The sequence below is a fragment of the Algoriphagus locisalis genome (assembly GCF_900116615.1).
Lineage (GTDB): Bacteria > Bacteroidota > Bacteroidia > Cytophagales > Cyclobacteriaceae > Algoriphagus > Algoriphagus locisalis.
The window spans coordinates 158,771-184,264 of sequence record NZ_FPBF01000006.1 but is presented as its reverse complement, the minus strand read 5'-3'; the positions used below and the strand labels follow the sequence as shown (position 1 = coordinate 184,264).

The window sequence follows — 25,494 nt, the reverse complement described above, 5'->3', positions numbered from 1 at the left end:
GGGATTTTTCACGCTAGAAACAAACTTAATTCTAGTACATGTATTCATGCGGATAAACATATTTTTCAATTCAATTAAGCTGTTTAGCTAATTCTATTGTGCAGATTTTGTTGGAATCGAAATCATAATTTCTAAGAAAAAACACTGGCCTACCGCCTATTTTTGCACAATCATATGTGCATTTTTGATTATTTTTGCACAAATGATTGTGCAATATGGACGAATTACTTGAAATATCAGACCAATTGATTAGAAGTACTGATACTACTTTCAAACGATACCTGTTTGACCAAATTGATTGGAATGAGCGATTAATCGGCATCAAAGGAGCTAGAGGCACAGGAAAAACTACTCTGGTGCTTCAATATTTGAAGGAGAATCAAAGTCTAGGAAAAAAAGTCGCCTATTTTTCACTCGATGAATTGTACTTCCTTTCAAACAATCTAGTGGATGCAGCTAAAGATTTCTATCAATCAGGAGGGAATATTTTAGTAGTAGATGAAGTACATAAATATGGAAATTGGTCAAGAGAAATTAAGAATCTATACGATCGATATCCTAACCTGCAACTCATTTTTACTGGTTCATCAATTATCGATATTACCAGGGTAGAGGGAGATTTGAGTAGAAGAGCAGTGATCAATGAACTACACGGGTTGTCTTACAGAGAATATCTAGCTTTTCAACATGGCATGCAATTCCCGACAGTCGTATTAGACCAATTGACCTCTGATCGGGTAAGCCTGCAGGAGCTATTCCCCGAAGATTTCAAACCTCTTCAATACCTGAAAGACTACATCCGAAATGGATACTTTCCTTTTTCAGGTACAAATGAAGAAATGTATTATAAAAAACTTCGACAACTAGTTAGAACTATTGTTGAATACGATATGGCGGAAATTAAAGGTTTTGACATAAGAAATGGGAAAAAAATCCTTCAACTACTCTATATTATTGCGCAGCAAGTTCCCTTTAAACCTAACATTACCGCGCTATCTGAAAAGACACAAATTCATAGAAACTCTTTGAGCAATTACTTACTCTATTTATCAGAGGCACGTTTGATCGACTTACAATATCCTGCGGGAATCAGTATATCAATGCTTCAAAAACCTGAAAAAATCCTCTTGAATAACACTAATTTTCTCTTTGCAATCAGCGAAAAAACCCCGGAAAAGGGTACTGTTAGAGAGACATTTTTCAATAGCTTAGTAAAAGTAAATCATCGAATAAATCTCTCCACTTCCGTTGATTTCTTAGTAGATGATAAATATCAGTTTGAAATAGGAGGCAAAAATAAATCCCGCAAACAGATCAAGACAGAAAATACATGGATAGTGAAGGATGACCTTGAATTTCCTGCTGGAAATAGTATCCCCCTTTGGATATTCGGATTCCTCTATTAATATTAATAGATCCATCTCAAACACTCTTTACAAAAAATCCTGGTAAAACCTATTATTGTGTCAAGGCAGGTAGCTGCATAGTGGCCGGTTTTTTTACATTTAAATTCACTTGAATTAATAATTCTCAGCTTTATTAATTGAATTGACATAACTTTTAGAATCGGCATTCCGTGCCTAGCTTTACATACTATTCACCAGTTTCTTTTTCATGATCTTCACTGCTCAAAATATTATTTTAGTCAGCTCCCTTTTGCTTCTAGCCGGAGTTTTGGCCAGCCGAACTTCGGGTAAAACAGGCATTCCTCTACTATTGATCTTCTTGGGTGTCGGTATGCTGGCGGGTTCGGATGGCATCGGTGGGATCAAATTTGACAATCCTGCAATCACTCAGCTACTTGGTATTATCGCATTGACATATATTCTTTTTTCGGGTGGTATGGATACTAAGTGGCCCAGCATCAAACCAGTTTTATGGGCCGGTGTGTCCCTTTCCACCATTGGAGTATTATTGACAAGTATGTCTTTAGGCGGGTTTGTTTATTGGATTACAGATTTGACACTTCTAGAAAGTATGCTTCTGGGAGCGATAGTATCCTCCACGGATGCGGCGGCGGTTTTTTCTGTGTTGCGGGCAAAAAGCCTAGGGTTAAAAGGTAATCTGAGACCACTTCTTGAGTTGGAGAGTGGAAGTAATGATCCTATGGCCTATTTCCTAACTATTTCTATTCTCGGTTTTATCACCTTGGATACGAATTCTGTATGGGAAATTATCCCGCTATTTCTTATCCAAATGGCTGTTGGTGGATTGCTCGGATGGCTTTTTGGGAGAGCGATTGTATTACTTATCAATAAAGTCAAACTGGACTTTGAAGGGCTTTATCCTGTGATGCTGCTGGCCATGGTGCTGATCACCTACACCGTCGTGGATCTCTGTAAAGGCAACGGATTTCTGGCAGTTTACATCGCTGCGATTACCGTGGGCAATGCAAATATGGCACATAAGAAAAGCCTGATGAAGTTTTTTGATGGAGTGGCCTGGCTGATGCAAGTTGTGATGTTTATCACCCTTGGTCTATTAGTATTTCCAAAACAACTTTTCCCGGTTGTCGGAATCGCATTAGGTGCTGCAATGTTTTTGATCTTCATCGCCAGACCATTGGGCGTTTTTTTAGCACTTTCCTTTTTCAAATTCAGCCTCAAAGAGAAAACATTTATCTCTTGGGTTGGATTGCGGGGAGCGGTTCCAATTGTATTTGCCACGCTTCCTTTAATTGCTGGAATAGAGATGTCTTGGACCCTATTTCACATTGTTTTCTTCATCGTATTGACTTCTGTAGCCATTCAAGCGCCTACACTTCCTTTGGCAGCCAAACTGTTGGGACTGGCACTTCCAGCTGAACTGAAGAGAAAAACGCTTTTAGATCTGGAGTTATCCGATGATTTCAGAAATGCCGTAATGGAAATTCGCCTAGAAAAAGACAGCGTGGCTAATGGAAAGAAGATTCTGGAAATTGGTTTTCCTCCAAGTTCGCTAGTAGTGGTAGTGAAGCGGGACAATAAGTTTATCACTCCAAATGGTCACACAGAACTGATGGAAGGTGATAATCTGATGATCATGCTGGAGGATTCTTCCCAAGAACCTACAATACAGAAATTATTGCAAGTGGGAAAATAGCTTAAATCACCAATAGCTCATCGTATTTCTGTCTCCAAAGCCAAGAAGTGAGAAATGTCCTGAGTTGAATTGATCAGGGGAATGATGGAAATTTGGCAGATGTATTCCTCCCCATTCTTTCGGTAATTTGTAAGCGTTTCGGAAATCCGCTTTCCCAAAGCCAAGTTTCTCCCAATCCTTGATTTTGCTTTCTTGCATGTTTTAATGCCCTGGAGGAATCTAGGTTTTTTACCCAAGGCAAATTGCGGCGTGTAGCCAGTCATAGCCTGGAAGCCATGATTTACCCAAAGAATCGTCTGATCACTGTCAGTCAGCACGAGTGCTTCGTATGTCACCGACAACTCCTCTTTAAGATCAACCTCCCAGTTATTTAATTCGGACATGTGCAAAAGTGCTTCCAGCTCCTCCAATTTTTTGGTCCTAAGTCCAAAAGCTGGATTGCTGATATCCCAACTCATCAACGGCATTACTTAACAGTTTTTATTTTCCCCATGTTGATTAAATCTCTCACGATCGAAATTGTTTAGATTTTCAGAAAAGATTTAGCCGATTTCCACCAGCAGCAAAGGCATAGTATGGATATAATTTGTCTTGGAATGATCAATTCACAGTTTAACAAAAAATCCCTTTTAACTCAGAAAGGACTTGCGATATTTAGGGCAATCAATCCACAAGCTATGAAATCCGTTTTATCCTTATTCCTTTTTACTCTTCTCCTAAGCTCCGCCACTGAGACCTTTGCTCAGGACATCATGCCTCCTCTTCTTCCTTGGGATGGAAAAAGTAAAGAATTACTGGTAGAGAAGTCCAATAAATGGATTACGCCATTTGAGCTTTCTGATGGATTGGAATCCCCGACATATGTAGAAACAATGGACTGGATTGAGAATTTGGTGGCAAGTTCTGAGTTTCTTGAAATAGTAACAGCAGGTATTAGTGAACAAGGAAGACCAATTAAACTTGTAATTGCTTCAAAAGATAAAGACTTCAATTCGGCCAAGTTATCCACATCTAAAAAACCCTTGATTTTTTTCCAGGCTGGCATTCATGCCGGTGAGATAGATGGCAAAGATGCTGGGATGATGCTACTCAGAGATATAAGCCAAGGGAATAAAATACGCTTATTAGATAACGCAAACCTACTTTTTATCCCAATTCTCAATGTTGATGGTCACGAAAGAAGAAGCGAATATGGAAGAGTAAATCAGCGAGGTCCAAAGGAAATGGGCTGGAGAACAAATGCGCTAAACCTAAATCTCAACAGAGACTATACAAAATTGGAGACTGCAGGAATTCAAGCAGTCATAGAAGTTATCAACAGTTATGATCCTGATTTATACATAGACATCCATGTCACTGACGGTGCAGACTATCAATATGACATTACATACGGCTACGTAGCAACTGGGGGTTATTCACCTGAGATTTCTTCCTGGTTGTCCACGGACTTTCAACCTGAAGTTGATCAGGCACTTAAAGAAAATGGACACATCCCAGGCCCGCTTTTATTTGCTGCAAATGGGAACGATTTCACTGAAGGAAATGTAGCCTTTTCTTTTAGTCCGCGTTTCTCCCATACTTATGGAGATATCCGGCACATGGCCTCTATTTTAATTGAAAATCACTCGCTAAAGCCTTTCGAACAACGGGTCTTAGGCACTTATGTGTTTTTAGAGCAAGCGATAAAATCTCTGGGAAGTCATTTTGAAGCGCTGCAACAAGCAGTGGCTGCCGATTCAAATCAACCAAAAGAGTCTATTCCAGTCAAATTCAAATTCCGGGAAACCCCGGCTGATTCGATGGAGTTTCTAGGTATTGCTTCTTCGAAAATAAAATCCGAAATAACAGGAGCAGAGTATGTGAAGTGGGAAGGAAAACCAGTGAACCAGTCAGTCCCAAGCATTTTCATGGATGTACCGGAGCTTTCGGTTTCTGTCCCAAAAGCTTATTGGATACCCGTGGAGTGGACAGAGGTTATCAATAAGTTAAAACAACATGGAATTCAATTTGAAACTATTAAGGAAGCTAGAGAGGTGAAAGTCGAATTATCCACAGTTACCAGCTTTTCTATGGGAAACCAGCCCTATGAAGGATTAATGCGGGTTCAGAGATTTGAGCTGGATAAAATGTACAGAACGCAGACTTTCAATCCTGGATCCGTACGAGTTCCTACCGATCAGCCGCTTGGTGAGCTTGCTGTGATTTTACTAGAGCCTGAATCAGTAGATAGCTTTTTCCAATGGGGATATTTCAATTCGATTTTTTCCCAAACAGAATATATGGAAACCTACATCATGGAGCCTTTGATTGCAAAAATGCTTTCAGAAGACGCAAATTTGAAAAAACGATTTGAAGCCGAAAAGACTGCGAATCCAGATTTTGCTAAATCTCCCAGAGCAATTTATTCTTGGTTCTATAAGCAAACACCCTATTTCGATCAGAATTGGAAAGTAATCCCAGTGGGAAGGGAATGGTAAATCTGTCTTTCTAGCAGTTGTAAATCAATAGAGAATACTCATAAAAGCCTGGTAATTCCAGGCTTTTTGAGTTTTTGTTCAAAGCTATAATGACATTATTCTGGTTGACAGGATATATCCAGTTTTACTTTTTTACACTTCAGTCCCTAAATTCTACACTTCAGTAAGCTATAATTTTTTCAGTGCGGCAACTCATGCACTTTTGATTCAAATCTTAATCGAAATGAATCTACGACTGCTACTTTTTATCACTTTTACTCTTATACAAACCCAAGCTTTTGCGCAAGCAAGAATCCAGGGAAAGGTACTGGACGAAAAGGGATTGCCACTTCCCGGAGCCAATGTCCAGCTCAAAGGGAGTTTTGATGGAGCGACTAGTGAGCAGGATGGTACTTACCAATTTGAAACCTCTCTAACAGGTGAACAGGTTTTAATTTTTAAGTTTTTGGGCTTCAAAACTCAAGAGCTCACTATTTCTCTGGATCAAAATGCTCTGAAAATACAGCCAATTCGCCTGATCGAAGAAATCACTGATATGAATGCTGTGACTATTTCTGCCGGAGCCATGGAAGCTTCTGACGCAAGCAAATCTGTCATACTCAAACCACTCGATATCGTAACCACCCCAAGTGCAATGGGTGATATAATGGGAGCTTTTCAGACGCTTCCAGGCACTAGCACCGTAGGAAACGACGGGCGTCTTTTCGTTCGCGGTGGAGATGCCAGCGAGGTAGGAATATACATTGATGGAATGCGCGTCGGAAATGCCTATGGCACTACAACAGGGAATGTTCCAACCCGTACTCGCTTTAATCCCAATTTGTTCAAAGGCACATTCTTCAGCACTGGAGGCTATTCGGCGGAATATGGTCAGGCACTTTCCTCTGCTTTAGCCTTGAACACAAAAGATCTATCCGTCAGAAGCCAAGGAGATTTAAGCGTGATGAGTATTGGAGGAGGTTATTCGCATACGCTTGCCAATGAAAAACAAAGCATCACCGCTTCCGCCAACTATTTTAACCTCGGCCCTTACCAAGGTCTTATCAAACAAGAGATTGATTTTGATTCCGCTCCACACGGATGGGATATGGAGCTTGCTGCGCAAAAAAAAGTTGGTGAAAATGGACTGCTAAAGGTAATGGCAAGAACTGAGTCGGGTGGAATGAGTCTTTGGCAGCCACTTCCAGGTACTGAAAACAAGGTTCTGGTAGATCTTAAAAATGACTATACCTATGCTCAGGCAAATTGGAGAACGGCTTTGAAGAATGACTGGATAGTTTTTGCAGGAATATCCTATTCTAAAAACTTCGACAATCTTGCCTATGATAGCCTAATCATCGAGCGAAAAAGTGAACTGGCTCATTTCAAAGGCACTGCGACTAAGGACTTTTCAGATCGCTTGTCAGCGAAATTCGGCGCAGAACACTTTATCCATCCCTACGCTGAAAAACTGGTGAAAGAAGGCTGGGAAAGGGATTTTGACGATCATGAGACGTATTTGTTTACGGAATGGGATTACTATCTGAATAAGGATCTTGTATTTCGCGGTGGACTACGAGCTGGCACTAGCACAGTTTCGGAAGAAAAATGGCTAGATCCTAGATTCTCTGTAGCCTATCAACTCAGCGATAAAGGTCAGTTATCATTTGCTGCGGGTAGCTTTCATCAATTGCCTGTGGAAAACTTCCGCGTTTTGAATACCGATCTAGAAAACTCAGAGTCTAATCATCTCATTTTAAACTACCTCTTTTCAAAGGAGGGATTTACCTTCAGAGCAGAGACATTCTACAAGTCATACGACCAGCTAGTCACTTTTGAAGGATTACCAGACAGTCCGGAAGGATTAAAGAATGATGGATCAGGCTACGCTAAAGGAATTGATTTCTTCTTTCGTGACCGTGAGACCTTCAAAAACACAGATTACTGGATCACATACAGCTTTGTAGATAGCAAGAGATCTTTCAACCAATACAAAACCGAAGTCCAGCCGAGTTTTGCTCCAAAGCATAATCTCTCCGTAGTAGTCAAGCACTTTATAGTCCCCTTGAATTCACAAATCGGTGCTTCCTTCAGCTACAACGACGGCTACAGTTACACAGACCCGAACTTGGATAACACTGAAATGAATGCCAAAACCAAAAGTTTCCAGAATCTCAGCCTTTCCTGGAGCTATCTACCAAAGCCAAATCTGATTATTCACTTGGCTTGTACCAATGTGCTGGGAAGAGACAATGTATTTGGCTATACATTCAGTCCTAAAACCAATACAGAAGGGGTTTTCGCATCCATTCCCCAAGGCCAAGTGGCACCGAGATTCCTGTTTTTGGGAATCTTCCTGACCCTCTCTAAAGACAAGACAGCAAATAATTTAAACAACCTATAACCATCAGAAATCATGAAAAAATCAATTTTAACATTGGCCTTTGTCCTGCTTTGGATCGCCTTTGCGCAAGCATCTGATCCAGCCTTCATCGCCGCCATGCAAAAACAACTGGAAGCAAAAAACACAATCGCAACCTTTGAAGAATCTCAAGCTGTAACAAACGGTTTTCTGAGAATTGCGGAGGCCACAGAGACAGAGTGGTTACCCTACTATTATGCAGCTTTATTGAAAACAGAAGCAGTTTTTCGATTCGATATAGAAAAAGACAAAACACTGGATGAGGCTTTAGAACTGGTAAAAAAGGCAGAAAAAATCGCACCAGAAAATTCTGAAATCACTGCGCTCCACGGTTACATATTGATGGGAAAAATTTCTCTCGACCCAGGCAGCAGAGGTCAGTCAATGAGCCCACAAGCGATGCAGCTATTCGGAAAAGCAATCAACCTGGATCGAGAAAACCCAAGAGCAGTGACGCTTATGGCACAGATGGAGCTTGGAATGGCGCAGTTTTTCGGAACGGGGCCAGAGAAAGCTTGCGGAATGGCTAGAATGGGTTTGGACTTATTTAAAAAAGAAACGGAAAAGGTGACAAAGGACTACATCCTCCCTACTTGGGGTAAATCTCAAGCGGATGAAGTAGCCTCAAAATGCAATTAAACCAAAGAAAAAGAAGTTAATTCCTTTCACTCATTTAGGGAGGGAGGAATTGACTCTTTTTAATTAATTTCCCATTATGTCAAAAGCCAAACCCATAGGGCCTTGCGGAAAGAAAGGAGGAATCTGGAGTACTATTCCAAGCTTTCTTATCATCAACTTAGGAATTGTAACTGTCCTGATGCTGTATTTCTGCCCAAAATGCTTTTTGAGTTGGCAGGGAATCAAAAGTATGATTCCAGATTTTCTATTTTCATTATCCATCACGATCGCCATGAGCTACGGCGGCAATGCTGTGGAGAATTTCTATGACCAACGAATCTCATGGATTCATCATCCAGCTAAAAGACTCCTTTTGACTAGTGTGACCTACATGAGCTATGCATTTCTGGTTTCTTATAGCCTGGTCTTTCTCTACTCTTGGTTGCAAGGAAACTTCACACTGGATAACATTCCTTTTACCACTCTTTTTGAATACGCACTTATGCCCATGTGGATTGCGCTGGGTTTTATGGCTCTGTTTACCACTCGATCTTGGCTCTTGGAATGGAGAAAGTCTGCTATAGAGGCAGAGATTCTGCGCAATGAAAAATTAGCTAGTCAGTACCAGTCATTGAAGGATCAGTTAAATCCTCACTTTCTTTTCAATTCCCTGAATGTTCTTTCCAGTCTTGTCTTTGAAAATGCCGATAAATCAGCAGAATTCATTCAGAAGTTATCCCGTATTTATCGCTACGTGTTAGAGGCCCAAAAGGAGGAATTAATTTCATTGAAAATGGAAGTGAGCTTTGCAGAAAATTACCTAGAGTTACAAAAAATTAGATTTGAGGATAGCTTGGTGTATTCTTTGGAAATCGGCAATCAAAATGGGGAAATACCCCCACTTTCCCTGCAGCTCCTCCTAGAAAATGCGATCAAACACAACATAGTAAGCCAAAGTGAACCCTTATTTATCCACATCTACCGGAAGGAAAATGATTTGTGGGTGAGCAATACCTATCAACCCAAATCCAGTCAATCGGAGCCTTCGACAGGAGTAGGTTTGAACAATATAAAAATGAGATATCAACTACTTTCTGACAAAAACATTGAAGTCATTCAAACAGAAGATGAGTTTTTAGTTAAGCTACCTATTCTAGAGTTTTCCACATGAGGATTTTAATTATTGAAGATGAAAAACCAGCTGCTAATTTGCTTAAAATGCAGATTAAGAAGCATTTTCCTGAGGCTGAACTAATAGGAAATCTTGACAGCATTTCCACTTCTATTACTTGGTTTCAACAAAATTCAGCGCCAGATTTAATCTTCTGTGACATTCAGCTGGCGGATGGACTAAGTTTTGAAATTTTTGAAAAAATCAGGTTATCCACACCAATAATTTTCACCACAGCATTTGATCAATATGCGATTAAAGCTTTTCAGGTGAATGCTGTAGATTACCTTTTGAAACCAATCGATCCAGTAGATCTAGCCAGAGCTGTGGATAAGTTTAAAAACAGTCAGATTCGATCTACTATTGAATTGGATGTATTGAAAAGCCTGCTGAACCCGACTAAATCAGCATACAAATCGAGATTTTTGGTTCGATATGGGGAGAAAATTCAGAGTATATCGGTCAGTGAAATTTCATATTTCTCAAGCGAGGAACGCATTACTTTTCTCCAGACATTCGAAGGAAAAAAATTTGTACTTGAGGGTACTTTGGAACAGACCGAATCCCTAGTCAATCCGGCAAGTTTCTTCCGATTGAACAGAAAATACCTAAGTAGTCTGGATGCAATAGATGAAGTTTTCTCCTACTCGAATAGTCGGTTGAAGGTGACTTTGAAAAATTGTGGTGATAAAGATATTTTGGTAAGCCGGGAAAAAGTAACTGATTTCAAATCTTGGTTAGACCAGTAAATTTAGATAAATCGATTTTCTGATGTATTTTTTGGGTGATGAATAACGGCACAGATTATAATAGAAAACAAGAAGAGCTGACCTGGCTCGAAAATCTGCAGCGTAACAGTTGGGAGCCGGAAGTGATAATTTCCGGTATTACGTTAGCATTTTTGTTCGTATTCCCGGCAAAGATTTATGAATTCTCAATTTACCTTATTCAGGAAGTTGGCATGGGATACTTACCTAGCACTTTAGTGCTATTGTATCTAACTACCGTTGTCTCCGTTTTCAAAATATTCTTTGTAGTCCATTTATGTCTGCGCTTTGTATGGGCTGGTTTATTGGGTTTGAGCTATGCCTACCCCCAAGGAGTCATCAATAAGAACCTTTTCAAAATGGCTCAAGATTATCGATATCAAAATCCCGCTGAAATGGTTTTGAAATTGGAAAAAATCTGCAGCATGACCTTTGCGTATCCCGTGTCTTTGGTTTTGGTGTTTTTAGGCCTCACTGTTTATTTGGGGATACTGATCGGTCTTTATTCTTGGCTGAATCTCAACCTGTTCATCATTTCCTTGGTATTTGTGATCAGCCTGGTATTTATAGGGATATTGATTTTAGGCAAAAAGAGGACAAAATTCAAAACTTGGTATTCCGAGAGTTTGCTGAGTTCCGTCTCTGCTATTTACCAAAGTAACCTGGGAAAATGGACTGCAGTATTCTATGGAATCTCAATATTCGTCCTTTCCCTACCCAGCATTTTCTCAGACATAGAGGATTTTACTATGTTTAGAAATGACCGTAACCTAATTGAGAAAGAGATAGAATGGCCGGCAAAATCCCTGCACTTTGAAAATAACCACGAGGCAAACAATAGATTTCCTAGGGCATTCATTCCTTCTGAGGAAATAAACGACGAATATCTGCGATTAGGAATTGCAAGATATGAAGGGGATGGCAAGATTATCAGTGAACTCAATACAGATTTTGCCCAACACCTTGATTCTCTGCAATGGAAGCCTCTTCAAGAGACAGCAGATCTCCATAGAATCTATATTGATGAAAAACTGGTAAAAGTAGATTCTTGGTCCAAACACAGATTAAGTAACACCAAGCAAAAAATTTATCAAACGAACATAGATATTTCAAACTTGGAGGAAGGTCTGCATAGCATTCGTATAGAAAAACTCCTACTGGAATATGGCTTTATCGACAATCAGGCTGAGCTCATCAAGCTAGACCACTGGGCACAGTTTGAGTTTATAAAACGGTAATTTTTTGCTCCGAATTCTTTAATTTAAAAAATCTAATTTACCTGTCCATGAGAAAGTTGACTTTTCTTAGTTATATAATTATAAATTCATTGGGGATTTCCTGTTCACCAAAATCTGAAAAAGAGGTTGAAATACTCGATTTAAAGGAATTGATTGTAGATACCCTGTATTTGGAAAAGGATACGCTTACCAAAAATTTGAGTGATAACTTCAGTTATTACAAAACTGATTCTGGTGAAGTTCTAGTCACTTTCTTAAACCATAATTTATTAGTTTTCAGCTACCCGGAAGGAAAGCAATTGAAAAAGCAAAACTATGAAATCGAGGGCCCGGATGGAATAGGCTCTTTTTTAACAGGCTCATATATAGACAAGAATAGTTTGTATATCCTATCTCAACAAAAAGAATTGATTCAGTGTGATTTTGAAGGAAATGTAATTAGTAGATGGGATTTCCCAAAAGTCAGCGAAGAGAGGATGTATGCTAACTATTCGTCGGCAGGATTTAACAGAGTTCGAAAATCTGGTGCTGAGCTCTCATTTGTGGATATACCCTATGTTTTTGTGGAAGGGCTTGAAGGCTACGATAAATGGGGGATGGTTTTCAACACAGAATCCGATGCTTTTTCACATTTCAATTTCTCCTATCCAAAAGCCATTACCGAATATCTTAATGATGACCAATTGGGCCTGTTCAGCCATGTTTATCTTCCTACTAGCGGTGAACATCTGATTGGATTTGCTATATCTGACTCCATCGCTGTGGTGAAAAATGGTAAGCAAACCTGGAAATGGGCAGGAACAACTGAATCACTAGAGTTTAAAAGAGGAACTACAGTTCCTAGCGGAGAATATATTGTCTTTCAACCTGACCATTCCAGTAGCAAGTACAATGGCCTTGATCATGATACACATGCAAAAAAGATACTACGATGGGTAAGAGTAAAAGGTCCTACACAGGAAAATATGGAACAGGAGAGGAATCGTTTGCTGGTTTTTGATGAGGTGTTGAATCGCGAGGCGGAACTAGAATTTGACCGAGAAGAAATGGGGCAGTATGGGTTCAATACTCCTAGAGGATATGCTTTGAGTCTTTATTCTGAAACAACTGATGACGAGACAGCATATATAATTCTAGATTTCTCAAAGATCAATTCTTTAGAATAACGCTACAACGTTAAACGGCAGTCTGAAGACTGCATTTGTGTAGGTCCAAGTCAACAGACTTGAACCAAATCTAGGAATTGCGTCCTCTGCGAAACCTTTGCGGCCTCCGCGGTTAAAACCCTTTCAAAAATTCTCATAAAAAAAGCGAGACTATTCAGTCTCGCTTTTTACTTGTAGTTCGATTTCCTCTCCAGATTCATCTAAGAATCTGTATTCCGTCACGGGTAGGGAAGAATCTTTGATCAGTTTTATCCACTTATTATACTTGAAAAACCACTTCACTCTTCGGCTAATAATGCCAGTCGTAAAGTATGCGTGCAGGTAGGGATGCAGCCCAATTTGTATTTTACTCACATTCTGGATAGTAGCAATATGATCCACGTCTTTTTCCAGCTTATCAGCTATCAAGATAGACGCTTGTATTTTGCCGGTGCCATTGCAAGCCGGGCAAGTCTCTTTGGTCACAATATTGACCTCAGGCCTTACTCGCTGTCTGGTGATCTGCATGAGCCCAAATTTGCTCAGCGGCAAAACAGTATGCTTAGACCTGTCAAACTTAAGCTCGTCCTTCATCGCTTCGTAGATGGCCTTTTTATTCTCGGCCTTCTTCATGTCGATAAAATCGACCACGATTATTCCTCCCATATCCCGGAGGCGGAGCTGTCTGCCAATTTCTTTAGCAGCGACCAGATTGGTTTTCAATGCCGTCGATTCCTGGTCACTTTCCTGGTTGGACTTGTTACCACTGTTCACGTCGATGACGTGCAGGGCTTCTGTATGCTCGATGATCACATACCCTCCTTGCGGAAGGCTGACCGTCTGTCCAAACAGGCTTTTGATCTGCTTTTCTATTCCAAAATTTTCAAATAGCTTGGCTTTACCATTGTAAAGCTTTACAATTTTTTCTTTTTCAGGAGCTATATTCCTGATGTAGGATCTGATCTGATCGTAAGTAGATTCTTCTTCTACGGTGATTGCGTCGAATGATTCGTTGAGCAGGTCTCTCACTAGTGAGGAAGCCATGCTCATCTCTCCAATAATCTTGTCGCGACTCTTGGCTTTCAGCAATTTGCCCATGCCTTCTTCCCAGCTAGTGAGAAGATTTCGAAGGTCCTTATCTAAGTCACTAACGGACTGACCTTCTGCCACTGTACGGATGATTACTCCGAAATTGGCTGGCTTGATAGAATTGATGAGTCTCAGGAGACGTCTTCTTTCCTCATTGCTTCGGATCTTCTTAGAGACGTTTACCGAATCTGAAAAAGGTACTAGCACGAGGTAGCGACCTGGTAGAGAGAGCTCACAGGATAGTCGAGGCCCCTTCGTAGAGATGGGTTCTTTGACGACCTGAACTAAAATCTGTTGATTTTTGGACAGCGGATTGGATATTTTCCCAATCTTGTCTATTTCAGGTTCGTTCTCAAAACCCTTCAAATTGTAATTGCCGTAGTTGTTGTTGCGCACCATTTTGGTGAACTTCGTCAGGCTGTTGAAATTTGCCCCGAGGTCCTGGTAATGAAGAAAGGCGTCTTTCTCATAACCTACGTCGATGAAGGCTGCATTGAGCCCATTGACGATTTTGCGGACCGTACCGAGATAAATATCCCCAACTTTAAAAGAGTTGTCCATCCCTTCGGAATGCAACTCAACCAGGCTCTTGTCTTGAAGGAGGGCAATTCGACTTCCGTTTTGAGCAGAATCGATTAACAATTCCGTACTCAAAATCTCGTCTTATTATACTATGTAAATGAACGTTTTACTCAAATGTCAATAAGAAGAAGTGTATTACTTCTTCTTATGTCTGTTTTTTCTTAGTCTCTTCTTACGCTTGTGCGTAGCGATCTTATGTCTTTTTCTTTTCTTTCCGCAAGGCATAGTCTTTGGATTTAGTAGTGATACAAATAATTTATAGCTTGTCGAGATAGGTTTCGATGCTACCTAGGATCATTTCATCCTGAGTCATCGTTTTTACTTTCTCAAACTGGGCTTTCGCTTTGTTGTTTTGCTTGGCTTCGAAATAGCTCACTGCCAGATAAAACTGCCCCTGAAGGTTGTCCGGGTGATATTGGACTAATTCTTCGAATCTTTCAATGGCACGCTTATACTGGCCTGATTGCATAGATAGCACGCCCATGTTGAACAGCCCGTCCTCATTTTGCGGATCCTGCTCGAGGATTTCTCTGAGCATCGTGATTCCTTGCATTGGGTTGGACGAGGACACATAAGTCATCGCTACCTTGGTTTTCAAATCCAAGCGGGTGGGATCATTATCCAGCACCTGGTTTAAATACTTTCGGGTCTGTTCGGCAGTGTAGGTTACTTTCTCTGGATCCAGCGCAAAGCTGAACGCCTCATAAAAGGCATTTCCTGCTTTTTCGGCTAGTTCCAGGTCCGACTGCTGATCAGCCGCCAAACTAAGATAATATCCTGCACTATCGTACTTCCCAAGTTCCTGGTAAATCGCAGCAATCTCTTCCGTGGAAGATTTTACGCCTTCTTTCGAAGAATTCTCTGCGATCTGAAGTTTCAGCGTATTTATCTGAAGTTTCTGGTCAGGACTTAGCTCAGTTTCATGCATCGCTACGGGATCAGTGGATGTGGTAGAAGTGGATGAATTTTCTTGTGAAACTCCATCTGCCTTGCTTTCGTTGTCCACTACCACGCTAGGAAGTGCATACAGTCCTCCGACTGTGATGACTCCTATTGCGATAAGTATGATCTGAGATCTTTTCATGTCAAAAGCTCCCTAGATTTAGTCTTGGGGTGCTAGTTCCTTGATTTTTTTGCTGTTCTTAATCTTCTCTACGAATACTTTAGACGGCTTGAAAGCCGGAATGTAATGCTCGTCGATTACGATTGCTGTGTTTTTGGAGATGTTTCGTGCGATTTTTTTAGCTCTCTTCTTATTGATGAAGCTACCAAATCCTCTCACGTAGATGTTGTCTCCTTCGGACATTGAATCCTTCACTACTTTGAAGAACGCCTCAATGGCTTGTGTCACATCATCCTTTTGGATTCCTGTTTTGTCCGAAATCTTAGTGATTACTTCTGCTTTAGTCACTGTAATATTAATTTAGAAATTACGAAATAAGCTTAACAACCTATTAACCAAGTGTTTTTGGGACTGCAAATGTACGAGAACCATTGCAATTAAAAAACAAATTCATAAAAATTAGCTTGATTTGTATGTTAGACACTAATTGACTATGCCCCACAAAACCACTGAATATCAGGCTTTTTCGCATCAAATACTAACTTGGTATCAAGAAAATCCAAGAGAATTACCATGGAGAGGTACGCATGATCCATACAAAATTTGGCTCTCTGAGATCATTCTTCAGCAGACACGGGTCGCTCAGGGGTTACCGTATTATTACGCATTTGTGGAGACTTATCCCACTGTAAAAGATCTGGCTTTGGCACCGGAAGAAGAAGTGCTGAGACTCTGGCAGGGATTAGGATATTACAGCAGGGCGAGAAATCTCCATGCTTGCGCAAAAAGTATCTGGTTTGATATGGACGGTGTTTTTCCAAAAACCTATGACGAACTCCTGAAGCTGAAAGGTGTCGGTAGCTACACTGCAGCTGCAATTGCCAGCTTTGCATATGGAGAAGTGAAAGCCGTGGTGGATGGAAATGTATTCCGTGTACTCTCTCGCTACTTCGGAATAGAGACAGACATCGCAAGTTCAAAAGCCAAGAAGGAGTTTGAAGCACTTGCAAACCAGGTTATCCCAAAAGATCAACCCGGAGAATTCAACCAAGCTATGATGGATTTTGGCGCTAGACTATGCACTCCCAAAAGTCCAGGATGTGAAACCTGCCCTCTTAAATCCTCCTGTTTTGCACTCCTATATAATATGGTGGCGGATCTACCCCTGAAGATCAATAAAGTGAAGATTAAAGAACGTCATTTCCACTATTATGTAATTAAGTGTGGGGAGAAATGGGTGTGGAAAAAAAGGACTTCAGGTGACATCTGGGAAGGGCTTTTTGATTTCCCGCAGGAAGAGTCAACTAATGATATTAAAAAGCGCACAATCGAAATTCCATCATCTTCCAAAGAACAAATCCATCCTTTTCCCAAAAAATACCGACACATATTGTCCCACCAACGACTAAATGCTGTTTTCTCAGAAGTGGAGATAGAAAAAGAAAATTTGGTTGAACTTGAAGCCTGGTGCGAAAACGAAGGGTTTATGCTGGTAGCGGAGGATAAAATCGAATACCTAGCCAAACCAAAGTTGATCGTAAACTTTTTGAACGATCAAGGGATTTGAGTACCTTCAAGCTGTTAGACTTTTTCAATCTTAAATTAAACTTATTATGGCAGGAGTAAATAAAGTAATTCTAGTAGGCAATCTCGGGGCCGACCCAGAAGTAAAGTATTTGGAAGGCGACAACACAGTTGCAAATCTTCGGCTTGCAACGACTGAAGCTTATAAAAATAGAAACGGCGAGCGCGTAGAGCAAACCGAATGGCATGACCTTGAAATGTGGGGTGCACAGGCTAAAATCGCTGAGCAATACCTTAAAAAAGGAAGCCAGATTTATGTAGAAGGAAAAATTAAAACAGATAGCTGGCAGGATGATCAAGGTCAAAATCGCTACAGAACAAGGATTAGAGTACTAAGTTTCACTATGCTAGGTAGTAAACCAGATGGTGCATCAAGTGCTGGAGCTCAGGGAGCACCTCAGCAATCAACACAGCAAAAACCTGCATCAGCAGCGCCTTCTGCGGCACCAAAAGCACAGGAAATGGTTTCAGATACAGAAGATGATGATCTGCCATTTTAATAATCTATTCCCCTGGAAGCTATTTTCAGGGGAATTTTTTAATTTTGCATTAACCTTTGCGGTTTAATACATGGACGATCCCTACCCGAGTTACCATTTACTCGCTCAGATTAGTTTACCATCGGTAAGTTATCTGATTCTAAATGGATTGCTTTTTATACTCTTATTAATCGGCTCTGCCTTAGTTTCTGGTTCAGAGGTAGCTTTTTTTTCCCTGTCCAATGAAGACTTAGGGAATATTGAAGAGGAAAATACTCCCAGAGGCAAAAAGGTACTCAACCTGGTAGAAACGCCAAAAAACCTGCTCAGCACCATCTTGATTCTCAACAACCTGATCAATATTGGTATTGTGACATTGACTACGTTTGTGGCTTGGTCGATTTTTGGGCAAAACGCAACTGGCATAATCATAATTCTGGTACAGACCATTGGTGTCACCTTCGCAATTGTTTTTTTCGGTGAAATAGTGCCTAAAGTATATGCCAATAAAGCCAAGGTGGAGTTCAGTCTCATCATGGCCCCGAGCATTAGCTTTTTCTCTACGATCCTCAGACCTTTCTCTAGGTTTTTGATGGCTTTTAGCAACTTGCTCGAAAAGCGAATAGAGAAAAAAGGCTATTCCCTTTCTGTAAATGAGCTTAATCAAGCCTTAGACCTGACCACTGAAGATGCACCTAATGAAGAGCGGGAGATCTTGAGGGGCATCGTAAATTTTGGTACACTTACCGTAAAGCAGGTGATGCAGAGCCGCATGGACATAACAGCGGTCGATATGGAGATTGACTTCCATGAGTTGATGGATAAAATTAACAAAAGCGGCTATTCCAGAATCCCGGTTTATGAAGAAACGATCGATAATATTCAAGGGATACTCTACATCAAAGACCTGCTTCCGTACATAGAAAGAGACGAGGATTTTGCTTGGAATGAATTGATTCGCAAAAGCTTCTTTGTGCCGGAAAACAAGAAAGTAGATACCTTATTGAAGGATTTTCAATTAAAGCGGGTACACATGGCCATCGTGGTGGATGAGTATGGTGGAACTTCGGGACTGGTCACATTAGAGGATTTGATCGAAGAAATCATCGGGGAAATCAACGATGAATTTGACGATCACGACGATATCTTCTTTCAGGAGATAGACCCTGCCACTTTCATTTTTGAAGGTAAAGTTTCATTAAATGATTTCTGCAAAAAGCTGGAATTAGACGGGCAGATTTTTGAAGAAGTAAAAGGCGAAAGTGAATCCCTTGGAGGCTTACTTTTGGAACTCAATTCCAAGTTGCCAAAGAATGGGACGAAGATAAAGTTTGAGGATTTCGAGTTTACAATCTTGGCAGTAGATTCCAAGAAAATCAAAAAGGTGAAAGTCCACATCAATTCTTTAGACAAAGATTCGCTTGGCCCTCATACTGACTGAAAAACAAGGCTTTATAATATTCTTAGTTTCATAGATTTTACAGAACAATATTCTTTCCTTTATCTTTTGATCTCTGTTATGAAGAGTCAATAGAAAATTTCGCGGAAAATAATTTTAATTTTTTTAATAGATTTTATCAACATCCCCGAATTCTAGAATTCTCACATTTTTTTTCGGATTTGAATAGAAATCTACCCTATTTCTTCAAATACTGCTATAATTTTTTCTGCCCTTGTCAGTTTTTCACACCAAAAAGTTAATTGCCAAAATTTTAAAAAAGTCAAATTCCATAAAAAATAAGGCACTAAAGCAGCCGTTTTGTTGCCGTAATTTTAATAGGACAATTTTTTTCTGTAATTTTTGGAAATTTTGAACCTAATAAATTCTATAAAAATGCAAGAAGGTTTGTATCGATCGGAGTTTGAGCATGACTCCTGCGGTATAGGTGCGGTTGTCGATCTGAGCGCAGTTCCCTCACATGAGACGATTAGCGATGCCTTATATATGCTGAGCAATATGGAGCACCGTGGCGGACGTGGAGCAGATCCTAAATCTGGCGATGGAGCGGGCATATTAATACAGGTACCACATCAGTTCCTAAAGGATATCACTGCGCGTACAGAGATAGAACTTCCAGAAGCTGGATATTACGGTGTGGGAATGACTTTCTTTCCAAAGAATAAACAGCTATTCCACAAATCAAAAGAACTTCTCAATCAGCTGATTGAAGAGTTGGACTTTGAGTTGATCGGTTATCGGTCTGTTCCAGTAGATGAGACAGTTCCAGGCTCTGGGGCGCTGGAAGTGATGCCAAATATTGAGCAACTCTTTGTAAAGCATAAGAAAGGACTCACTGGTATTGAGCTAGAGCGTAAGCTATATGTATTAAGAAACTATTCTACTTCGGAAATCAACACCAAGATTCCTGGAGTAAATCAATCATTCTATTTCGCCAGCTTAAGTAGCCAAACACTTATCTATAAAGGTCAGCTAAGAACTGACCAGGTATTGGCTTTCTATAAGGATTTGCAGAATCCGCGTATTGGCTCTGCATTTGCAATAGTCCACTCCCGATTTTCTACAAATACGTTTCCAAACTGGAGACTAGCACAACCATTCCGTTTTCTTTCTCACAATGGTGAAATCAATACCATCAAGGGGAATCTAAATAAGATGAAGTCAAAGGAAAACCTCATGAAATCGAAGTATTTCACCGATGAGGAGCTTTCCAGGTTGATGCCTATTACTGATAAGCAAAAGTCGGATTCGGCGAATCTTGACGCGATGGTAGAACTACTGACTTTGAGCGGTAGATCTCTTCCACATGCGATGATGATGCTCGTGCCGGAAGCTTGGCAGGATAATGAGGTGATGGATCGTGATAGAAAATCATTCTATAAATTCCACGCTTCACTAGTTGAGCCATGGGATGGACCTGCAGCTTTGCTATTTACAGATGGAAAATCTGTAGGAGCGACATTGGATAGAAACGGACTTCGTCCACTTAGGTATTTCATCACAAAAGATCAACGGCTTATCCTATCTTCCGAAGCTGGCGCATTGCCTATTCGTGAAGCTACAATATTAGAAAAAGGCCGTATTAGTCCAGGAAGAATGATTTGGGCAGATTTGGAAAAAGGCCGGGTGGTCTTTGACGAGGAAGTGAAAGGTGAAATTTGCCGTAAGCAACCTTATGAGCAGTGGGTAGCCGATCAGCGAATCAAACTTCGCTTGGAAGATGATCCAAAAAAACTGGAACACCCTTATTCTATTGAGAATATTAAGAAGCAGCAAACAATCTTTGGCTATACTTCTGAAGAACTGAAAGTAGTATTAAGTCCTATGGGAGATACTGCCTATGAAGCTATTGGTTCTATGGGAGCCGATACCCCGCTAGCTGTTCTATCCAAAGAAAGTCAACATATTGCCAATTACTTCAAACAGCTATTTGCTCAAGTAAGTAATCCGCCGATTGACCCGATCCGTGAGCGATTGGTCATGTCTCTTTTCACCCGCCTGGGTGTGGGACAGAATATTTTGGAAGAAAGTCCAAAACATACACGCCAGATCCATATTTCTCAACCAGTTCTCCTTAACGAGGACTTGGAGAAAGTCAAAAACATGGAAGGTCAGGGTTATAGATGTGCCACACTTACGAGTCTTTTTGTAGCAGATCATAAGCCTGGACGACTTTTGGAAGCACTGGACAAAATTTGTGACGATGCTGAGAAGGCTATCAGCGAAGGGAAAAATGTAATCATTATTTCTGACCGCAACAGCAATGAGGAATACGCACCGATCCCTTCTTTACTTGCCATAGGGGCAGTTCATCATCACTTGGTGAAAAAGAAAATCAGAACAAGTGCTGGCTTGGTACTGGAATCTGGTGACATCCGGGAGACTCACCACTTTGCAACAGCAATTGGATATGGAGCTTCTGCGATCAACCCATACATGGCATTGGAGTCGTTACTGGAAATGTTTGAAAAAGGTGAATTACCAAACGCCAAAAGCCAAAAGAAACTATTCTCAAATTATCAAGCTGCAATCGGAAAAGGCCTACTTAAGGTCCTTTCTAAAATGGGTATCAGTACGCTTCAGTCTTACCAAAGTGCTCAGATTTTCGAAGCAATTGGTTTAGGTCCTGAAGTAATCGATAGATGCTTCAAAGGTACGATCTCCAGAATCTCTGGTATTTCCTTTGACGAATTAGCTGAGGAAGTGCTGATTCGCCATAGAGCGGCTTACGAGACAGAAAGCCCGATTCTAGAACAAGGTGGCGTGTATCAATGGAAAAGAAGAGGTGAAAAACACCTGTTCAACCCTGAAACTATCCACCTACTACAGAAGTCAACTCGATTAAACGATTATAGCCTTTATAAGAAATTTGCCGCTAAAATCAACGAGCAAAGCAAGGATGCTTTGACTTTGAGAGGCTTATTTGAATTCAAAAAGCGAATAACAGTTCCTATTGACGAAGTAGAGCCTGCATCTTCCATCATGCGAAGGTTTGCAACAGGTGCGATGTCATTTGGTTCGATCTCTCACGAAGCGCACTCTACTTTGGCAATAGCCATGAACAGAATGGGCGCAAAAAGCAACTCTGGAGAAGGAGGAGAAGATGAGATTCGTTTTGAGAAAAAAGAAAATGGGGATTGGGAACGCTCAGCGATCAAGCAAGTAGCTTCAGGTAGATTCGGTGTCACGAGTAACTATCTGACAAACGCTGCAGAACTTCAAATCAAAATGGCGCAAGGAGCCAAGCCTGGTGAAGGTGGACAGCTTCCGGGTCATAAAGTTGATGATTGGATAGGAAGAGTAAGGCATTCTACTCCTGGAGTAGGCTTGATTTCTCCTCCACCTCATCACGATATTTATTCAATCGAGGATTTGGCTCAGCTGATCTACGATTTGAAAAATGCGAATAGAAAAGCTAGAATCAATACCAAGCTTGTATCACAGGCTGGAGTAGGAACCGTAGCAGCTGGGGTGGCAAAAGCCATGTCGGATGTTATCCTTATCTCAGGAGCAGATGGTGGTACCGGAGCATCTCCATTGAGCTCTATCCGTCACGCAGGATTGCCATGGGAGCTTGGACTATCTGAGGCGCATCAGACCTTGGTGAAAAATAACCTTCGTAGCCGGGTAACTCTTCAAACCGATGGACAGCTTAGAACCGGTCGTGATCTCGCGATTGCAACGCTATTAGGCGCTGAAGAGTGGGGAATTTCCACTGCAGCCTTGGTAGTAGAAGGATGTATCATGATGAGAAAATGTCATCTGAACACCTGTCCAGTGGGTATTGCAACTCAAAACCCTGAACTGAGAAAATTATTTACCGGTGATCCTGATCATGTGGTAAATTACTTCCAGTTCCTTGTCCAGGATTTGAGAGAAATCATGGCATCGCTTGGATTCCGAACTATTGATGAGATGGTAGGACAAAGCAACGTCCTTCAATCAACTGGTCACTTGAATCACTGGAAATGGGATAAAGTGGACTTGAGTCCTATTTTCCACAAAGTGGAAGTTCCTGATCACGTTGGGATCCATAAGCAAATTGATCAGGATTTCGAGCTTAAGAGAGTATTGGATCGTCAATTGATTAAAGCTGCTCTTCCTTCGTTAGAGCAAGCAATGGCCTCTTCTGGAAGTTTTCAGATTAAAAATACGGACAGATCAGTGGGAGCAATGCTTTCCAATGAGATCTCTAAAATATACGGCAGTCCAGGACTCCCTGAAGACACCATTAACTTCAAATTCACTGGTTCAGCAGGCCAAACCTTCGGCGGATTCCTTACCAAAGGAGTAAACTTTGAACTAGAGGGGGAAGCAAATGATTACTTTGGAAAAGGTCTATCAGGAGGAAAACTAATAATCTACCCTAGCAGAAACGCTAAGTTCGTTCCGGAAGAAAACATCATCATCGGTAACGTAGCATTTTATGGCGCTACTTCTGGTGAAGCATATATCAACGGAAAAGGTGGAGAACGATTCTGTGTACGAAATTCTGGAGTTCAGACTGTAGTGGAAGGAATCGGAGATCACGGATGTGAATATATGACCGGAGGATTGGTAGTAAATCTTGGTGAAATCGGAAGAAACTTTGCTGCCGGAATGAGCGGTGGTATTGCCTACATTCTGAAAGAATATATTACAGAAATCAATCCAGAATTAGTGGATATTGACAACCTGGAAAATGAGGATTTCAACACGATCAAGACTTTCCTCAAAAGACATGTGAAGCTGACCAAATCTGGTCTAGCAACTAAATTCCTTGAAGATTGGGATAGTCACAAAGAGAAATTCATCAAGGTGATTCCTAGAGATTACAAGGCAGTATTAGAGAAAAGAGCATTAGAACAATCAAAATCATTGGCGTAAAATGGGAGCGAAAGAAGGATTTATTCAATTCAAAAGAGAAACTCCGGTTACCCGTGACGCGAAAGCTAGAATAGGTGACTATAAGGAAATATATGAGCCATTTGGTGGCGAGAAGTTAAATAATCAGGCTGCACGATGCATGGATTGCGGTGTGCCGTTTTGCCATAGTGGCTGCCCGCTTGGGAATGTGATACCGGATTTCAACGATGCGGTTTACAACAACGAATGGGAGCAGGCGATTAAAATATTGCGAAGCACAAACAATTTCCCGGAATTCACGGGAAGAATCTGTCCAGCACCATGCGAGGCAAGCTGTGTTTTAGGTATTAATAAAGACCCTGTTGCGATCGAATTGATTGAAAAAAATATCGCTGAGAAAGCCTATGAACTGGGCTTGATCAAAGCAAATCCTCCGAAGAAAAGAACTGGCAAATCCGTAGCGGTAGTTGGCTCTGGACCGGCAGGTCTTGCAGCGGCCGATCAGCTGAACCAAGCTGGTCACGAGGTGACGGTGTTCGAAAAAGACTCCAAGCCAGGAGGATTACTTCGATTTGGTATCCCAGATTTTAAGCTTGAAAAATGGGTGATCGACCGCCGCATCGAATTCATGAAACAAGAAGGAGTGATCTTCTCTTGTGAAACCGAAATTGGTTTTAATATCAAGGCAGAAAATATCCTTAAAAATTTTGATGCCGTAGTACTTTCCACCGGAGCAGGGCAACCGAGAGGACTGAATATTAAAGGTTCTGAGGCTAAGGGAGTTCATTTTGCCATGGAATTCTTAGGTCAGCAAAACAAGGTTGTTTCAGGTGAAATCAAAGAAAATCCAATTTCTGCCAAAGGAAAACATGTCATTGTAATCGGTGGTGGAGACACAGGAAGTGATTGCATTGGTACCTCAAATAGACATGGAGCCGCTTCAATTACTCAACTTGAACTCCTACCTAAACCTCCACAGCAGAGAAACACACTGAACCCATGGCCAGAATGGCCAATGACCTTGCGTACTTCTAGTTCGCATGAAGAAGGTGCTGAGCGTGTTTTCTCTATTCTCACCAAAGAGTTTATTGTGAATGAGGAAGGTCAGGTGACTGGCTTGAAACTCGTTGATTTGGAATGGGTTCACAAGGATGGACGTATGGTCTTTGAAGAAATCGCTGGCACTGAACGTACTGTTCCATGTGATTTGGCATTTCTAGCAATTGGCTACACGGGTCCTGCCCAGAATGGATTGCTTGAGGCTTTTGGTGCTGAATCAATGGAGAACACCCTTCCTAAGTCGAAAAATTATCAGAGCACCAATTCCAAAGTGTTCCTTGCCGGAGATATGCGCAGAGGCCAATCTTTGGTTGTTTGGGCAATTTCTGAAGGTAGAGAAGCCGCAGTGAAAGTAGATGAGTACCTAATGGGGGAATCAAATCTTCCGCAGAAAGACGAGTCTTTCTTTCAAGTAGAAGAGGAAGTAATAGAGTAA

Annotated in this window: 18 protein-coding genes; 14 read left to right on the top strand and 4 right to left on the bottom strand. The window is 41.0% G+C overall.

Annotation, left to right across the window (positions count from 1 at the left end):
- Window positions 1–215 precede the first annotated feature (215 nt).
- Window positions 216–1,406: an ATP-binding protein gene (locus BM386_RS16865; protein WP_091696430.1), complete on the top strand. Its 1,191-nt coding sequence runs from the start codon at window positions 216–218 to the stop codon at window positions 1,404–1,406.
- A gap of 208 nt (window positions 1,407–1,614) precedes the next feature.
- The gene (locus tag BM386_RS16860; protein ID WP_091696428.1) at window positions 1,615–3,081 is read left to right on the top strand and encodes a potassium/proton antiporter; all 1,467 of its coding nucleotides are present in this window, start codon (window positions 1,615–1,617) and stop codon (window positions 3,079–3,081) included.
- Between the two features lie 17 nt (window positions 3,082–3,098).
- On the opposite strand, the gene BM386_RS16855 is transcribed toward BM386_RS16860, so the two are convergent.
- Entirely contained in the window at window positions 3,099–3,539 is a 441-nt protein-coding gene (locus BM386_RS16855) for a PAS domain-containing protein (protein WP_170857116.1), read from the bottom strand.
- A 219-nt stretch (window positions 3,540–3,758) separates the two neighbouring features.
- On the opposite strand from BM386_RS16855, the gene BM386_RS16850 reads away from it, so the two are divergent.
- The 7 genes from BM386_RS16850 (at window position 3,759) to BM386_RS16820 (ending at window position 12,919) form a co-directional block, all read left to right on the top strand.
- Entirely contained in the window at window positions 3,759–5,558 is a 1,800-nt protein-coding gene (locus BM386_RS16850) for a M14 family metallopeptidase (RefSeq protein WP_170857115.1), read from the top strand.
- Between the two features lie 223 nt (window positions 5,559–5,781).
- Window positions 5,782–7,941 (top strand): TonB-dependent receptor, encoded by a 2,160-nt coding sequence (locus BM386_RS16845; protein WP_091696424.1) that lies wholly within the window; start codon window positions 5,782–5,784, stop codon window positions 7,939–7,941.
- Window positions 7,942–7,953: 12 nt separating this feature from the next.
- Window positions 7,954–8,598: a tetratricopeptide repeat protein gene (locus tag BM386_RS16840; protein ID WP_091696422.1), complete on the top strand. Its 645-nt coding sequence runs from the start codon at window positions 7,954–7,956 to the stop codon at window positions 8,596–8,598.
- Between the two features lie 76 nt (window positions 8,599–8,674).
- Window positions 8,675–9,748 (top strand): sensor histidine kinase, encoded by a 1,074-nt coding sequence (locus BM386_RS16835; RefSeq protein WP_091696421.1) that lies wholly within the window; start codon window positions 8,675–8,677, stop codon window positions 9,746–9,748.
- Window positions 9,745–10,497 (top strand): LytR/AlgR family response regulator transcription factor, encoded by a 753-nt coding sequence (locus BM386_RS16830; RefSeq protein ID WP_091696419.1) that lies wholly within the window; start codon window positions 9,745–9,747, stop codon window positions 10,495–10,497. Before BM386_RS16835 ends, BM386_RS16830 begins: the two co-directional genes overlap by 4 nt.
- 38 nt (window positions 10,498–10,535) lie before the next feature.
- A complete protein-coding gene (locus BM386_RS16825; RefSeq protein WP_091696417.1) occupies window positions 10,536–11,753 on the top strand; it encodes a hypothetical protein in 1,218 nt (405 codons plus the stop codon).
- A gap of 47 nt (window positions 11,754–11,800) precedes the next feature.
- Window positions 11,801–12,919, top strand: a complete 1,119-nt coding sequence (locus BM386_RS16820) for a DUF4221 family protein (RefSeq protein ID WP_091696416.1) — start codon at window positions 11,801–11,803, stop codon at window positions 12,917–12,919.
- A 150-nt stretch (window positions 12,920–13,069) separates the two neighbouring features.
- Here BM386_RS16820 and BM386_RS16815 read toward each other — a convergent pair whose 3' ends face one another.
- From BM386_RS16815 to BM386_RS16805, 3 genes are all read right to left on the bottom strand, one after another.
- On the bottom strand, window positions 13,070–14,641 hold the full coding sequence (locus BM386_RS16815) for an Rne/Rng family ribonuclease (RefSeq protein ID WP_091696414.1): 1,572 nt from the start codon (window positions 14,639–14,641) through the stop codon (window positions 13,070–13,072).
- 184 nt (window positions 14,642–14,825) lie between these two features.
- Window positions 14,826–15,653 (bottom strand): tetratricopeptide repeat protein, encoded by an 828-nt coding sequence (locus BM386_RS16810; protein WP_091696412.1) that lies wholly within the window; start codon window positions 15,651–15,653, stop codon window positions 14,826–14,828.
- Between the two features lie 18 nt (window positions 15,654–15,671).
- Entirely contained in the window at window positions 15,672–15,980 is a 309-nt protein-coding gene (locus BM386_RS16805) for an HU family DNA-binding protein (RefSeq protein ID WP_091696410.1), read from the bottom strand.
- Window positions 15,981–16,125: 145 nt separating this feature from the next.
- On the opposite strand from BM386_RS16805, the gene mutY reads away from it, so the two are divergent.
- The 5 genes from mutY to BM386_RS16780 all read left to right on the top strand — a co-directional run bounded on the left by mutY (window position 16,126) and on the right by BM386_RS16780 (window position 25,494).
- Window positions 16,126–17,199, top strand: a complete 1,074-nt coding sequence (gene mutY, locus BM386_RS16800; RefSeq protein WP_091696409.1) for an A/G-specific adenine glycosylase — start codon at window positions 16,126–16,128, stop codon at window positions 17,197–17,199.
- Window positions 17,200–17,245: 46 nt separating this feature from the next.
- The gene (locus BM386_RS16795) at window positions 17,246–17,716 is read left to right on the top strand and encodes a single-stranded DNA-binding protein (protein ID WP_091696407.1); all 471 of its coding nucleotides are present in this window, start codon (window positions 17,246–17,248) and stop codon (window positions 17,714–17,716) included.
- A 70-nt stretch (window positions 17,717–17,786) separates the two neighbouring features.
- A complete protein-coding gene (gene gldE, locus BM386_RS16790) occupies window positions 17,787–19,136 on the top strand; it encodes a gliding motility-associated protein GldE (protein WP_091696406.1) in 1,350 nt (449 codons plus the stop codon).
- A gap of 393 nt (window positions 19,137–19,529) precedes the next feature.
- Entirely contained in the window at window positions 19,530–24,020 is a 4,491-nt protein-coding gene (gltB, locus tag BM386_RS16785) for a glutamate synthase large subunit (protein WP_091696404.1), read from the top strand.
- Window position 24,021: 1 nt separating this feature from the next.
- On the top strand, window positions 24,022–25,494 hold the full coding sequence (locus tag BM386_RS16780) for a glutamate synthase subunit beta (protein WP_091696402.1): 1,473 nt from the start codon (window positions 24,022–24,024) through the stop codon (window positions 25,492–25,494).

Bases quoted from the DNA above. Each gene is read 5' to 3' on its own strand.
- BM386_RS16820 (WP_091696416.1), top strand. From the start codon at position 11,801: ATGAGAAAGTTGACTTTTCTTAGTTATATAATTATAAATTCATTGGGG.
- BM386_RS16865 (WP_091696430.1), top strand. From the start codon at position 216: ATGGACGAATTACTTGAAATATCAGACCAATTGATTAGAAGTACTGAT.
- BM386_RS16830 (WP_091696419.1), top strand. From the start codon at position 9,745: ATGAGGATTTTAATTATTGAAGATGAAAAACCAGCTGCTAATTTGCTT.
- BM386_RS16795 (WP_091696407.1), top strand. From the start codon at position 17,246: ATGGCAGGAGTAAATAAAGTAATTCTAGTAGGCAATCTCGGGGCCGAC.
- BM386_RS16845 (WP_091696424.1), top strand. From the start codon at position 5,782: ATGAATCTACGACTGCTACTTTTTATCACTTTTACTCTTATACAAACC.
- BM386_RS16855 (WP_170857116.1), bottom strand. From the start codon at position 3,539: ATGAGTTGGGATATCAGCAATCCAGCTTTTGGACTTAGGACCAAAAAA.
- BM386_RS16780 (WP_091696402.1), top strand. From the start codon at position 24,022: ATGGGAGCGAAAGAAGGATTTATTCAATTCAAAAGAGAAACTCCGGTT.
- BM386_RS16850 (WP_170857115.1), top strand. From the start codon at position 3,759: ATGAAATCCGTTTTATCCTTATTCCTTTTTACTCTTCTCCTAAGCTCC.
- BM386_RS16840 (WP_091696422.1), top strand. From the start codon at position 7,954: ATGAAAAAATCAATTTTAACATTGGCCTTTGTCCTGCTTTGGATCGCC.
- mutY (WP_091696409.1), top strand. From the start codon at position 16,126: ATGCCCCACAAAACCACTGAATATCAGGCTTTTTCGCATCAAATACTA.
- gltB (WP_091696404.1), top strand. From the start codon at position 19,530: ATGCAAGAAGGTTTGTATCGATCGGAGTTTGAGCATGACTCCTGCGGT.
- BM386_RS16810 (WP_091696412.1), bottom strand. From the start codon at position 15,653: ATGAAAAGATCTCAGATCATACTTATCGCAATAGGAGTCATCACAGTC.
- BM386_RS16860 (WP_091696428.1), top strand. From the start codon at position 1,615: ATGATCTTCACTGCTCAAAATATTATTTTAGTCAGCTCCCTTTTGCTT.
- BM386_RS16835 (WP_091696421.1), top strand. From the start codon at position 8,675: ATGTCAAAAGCCAAACCCATAGGGCCTTGCGGAAAGAAAGGAGGAATC.
- gldE (WP_091696406.1), top strand. From the start codon at position 17,787: ATGGACGATCCCTACCCGAGTTACCATTTACTCGCTCAGATTAGTTTA.
- BM386_RS16825 (WP_091696417.1), top strand. From the start codon at position 10,536: ATGAATAACGGCACAGATTATAATAGAAAACAAGAAGAGCTGACCTGG.